The sequence below is a fragment of the Planomonospora alba genome, from assembly GCF_039534085.1.
GTDB classification, from domain to species: Bacteria; Actinomycetota; Actinomycetes; order Streptosporangiales; family Streptosporangiaceae; genus Planomonospora_B; species Planomonospora_B alba.
Map to the genome: position 1 here is coordinate 1 of NZ_BAAAUT010000136.1, position 2,367 is coordinate 2,367.

General features: G+C 74.2%; 2 protein-coding genes. Both read left to right on the forward strand.

Annotated elements, in window-relative coordinates:
- On the forward strand, positions 1 to 682 hold a 682-nt coding region (locus ABD823_RS34230), incomplete at its 5' end, for an acyl carrier protein (protein ID WP_344867073.1).
- A partial coding sequence (locus ABD823_RS34235; protein WP_344867075.1) for a type I polyketide synthase occupies positions 682 to 2,367 on the forward strand: 1,686 nt, incomplete at its 3' end. The genes ABD823_RS34230 and ABD823_RS34235, both read left to right, overlap by 1 nt.

The following is a 2,367-nucleotide window of genomic DNA, read 5'->3' on the forward strand; positions in this document are numbered from 1 at the left end:
GTTCGACGCGGCGGTTGCGGCCGGTGATGCGGTGCTGGTCCCGGCCAAGCTCGACACCGCCGCCCTCGCCCGGTACGGCGACGACCTGCCCGCCCTGTTCCGCGGCCTGGTGCGGGTCCCCGCCCGCCGGGCCGCGGCCGGGACGGCGGCCCCGGCCGGGCAGGCGGCGCGACTCGCCGGACTGCCGGCGGAGGAGCGGGAGGAGGCCCTGCTCGACCTGGTCCGGGCGGAGGCCGCCGCGGTCCTGGAGCACGGGAGCGCCGAGGCGATCGAACCCGACCGGGCCTTCGGCGACTTCGGCTTCGACTCGCTGTCCGCGGTGGAGTTCCGCAACCGGCTCAACGCGGCCACCGGGCTGCGCCTGCCGTCCACGCTGGTCTTCGACTACCCGAACGTTCGCGCGCTGGCCGGTCATCTCGCGGCCGAGCTCGCCCCGCCGGATGACGCCTCCTCCGGAGAGGAGCGGATCCGCCGGATCCTGTCGTCCATCCCGCTGGCCCGGCTCCGTGACGCCGGGCTGATGGAGAGCCTTCTCGAACTCGCGGGAGTCCAGGAGGACGCCGTCTACACGGACGAACGGGACGAACAGGACTCGATCGACATGATGGACCCCGAAAGGATGATCGATATGGCGCTCAACGGCTCATCCGGCAGCGACGACATGCAGGAGGTGTGGAGCTGATGGCCAGGTCCGAGGAGAAGGTCTTCGAGGCGCTCCGTGCGGCGCTCAAGGAGTCCGAGCGGCTCCGCGAACAGAACCGGAAGCTCTCCGCGGTGCTGCGCGAGCCGGTTGCGATCGTCGGAATGGGTTGCCGCTACCCGGGCGGGGTGTCCTCGCCGGAGGAGCTGTGGCGGTTCGTGATGGACGGCGGTGACGGGACCTCGGAGTTCCCCGTGAACCGCGGCTGGGACCTCGAGCGGTTGTACGACCCGGACTCCGTCCGAGAGGGCACCTCCTACACCCGCAGGGGCGGGTTCCTGCACGACGCCGCCGAGTTCGATCCGGGCTTCTTCGGCGTCTCGCCGCGCGAGGCCGAGATCATGGACCCGCAGCAGCGGCTGCTGCTGGAGACCTCGTGGGAGGCGCTGGAGGACGCGGGGGTGGATCCCGCGGCGCTGAAGGGCAGCCCGACCGGGGTGTTCGCCGGCGTGATGTACCACGACTACCCCGACAGCCACGGCTCCGGAGCCGTCGTCTCGGGCCGGGTCGCCTACGCGCTCGGGCTGGAGGGCCCGGCGGTCTCCGTCGACACCGCGTGCTCGTCGTCGCTGGTGGCGCTGCACCTGGCGGTCACCGCGCTGCGGAACGGGGAGTGCTCCCTCGCACTCGCCGGCGGCGTCACGGTCATGGCGACCCCCGGCACGTTCGTGGAGTTCAGCAGGCAGAACGGCCTGTCCAGGGACGGCCGGTGCCGGGCGTTCGCCGCCTCGGCCGACGGCACCGGTTTCGCCGAGGGCGTCGGGGTGCTGGTGCTGGAGCGCCTGTCCGACGCCCGGCGCAACGGCCACCGGATCCTCGCCCTGGTGCGCGGCAGCGCCGTCAACCAGGACGGCGCCTCCAACGGCATCACCGCCCCCAACGGCCCGTCCCAGCACCGGGTCATCCGCAGCGCCCTGGCCAACGCGCGCGTCGCCGCCGACCAGGTCGACGCCGTCGAGGCGCACGGCACCGCGACGACGCTGGGCGACCCGATCGAGGCGCAGGCGCTCATCGCCGCCTACGGGCAGAACCGGGACAAGCCGCTCTGGCTGGGCTCGGTCAAGTCGAACATCGGGCACACCCAGGCGGCGGCGGGCGTGGCCGGTGTGATCAAGATGGTCCAGGCGATGCGGCACGGCGTGCTGCCGAAGACCCTGCACGTGGACGAGCCGACCCCGGAGGTGGACTGGTCGGCGGGGAACGTGCGGCTGCTGACCGAGCCGGTGGAGTGGCCGCGCGACGGCCGTCCGCGCCGTGCCGGGGTGTCGTCGTTCGGGATCAGCGGCACCAACGCGCACGTCATCATCGAGCAGGCTCCCGAGGAGGAGGCGCCGCCCCCGCGGCCCCCGGCGGTCGCGCACCCGGTGCCGTGGGTGCTGTCCGGCAGGACGCCCGAGGCGCTGGCCGCCCAGGCGGAGCGGCTGCGGGCGCACGTGGCCGGGCGGCCGGAGCCGGACGTGCGGGACGTCGGCTACTCGCTGGCCACGACCCGGACCGCGCTGAAGCACCGGGCCGCGGTGGTCGGCGCCGACCGGGAGGAGTTCCTGCGCGGGCTGGCGGCGCTGGCCGAGGGGCGGCCGGATCCCGCCGTGGTGACCGGTGCCGCCGGCGGCGGCCGGACGGCGTTCCTGTTCACCGGGCAGGGCAGCCAGCGCGCCGGGATGGGC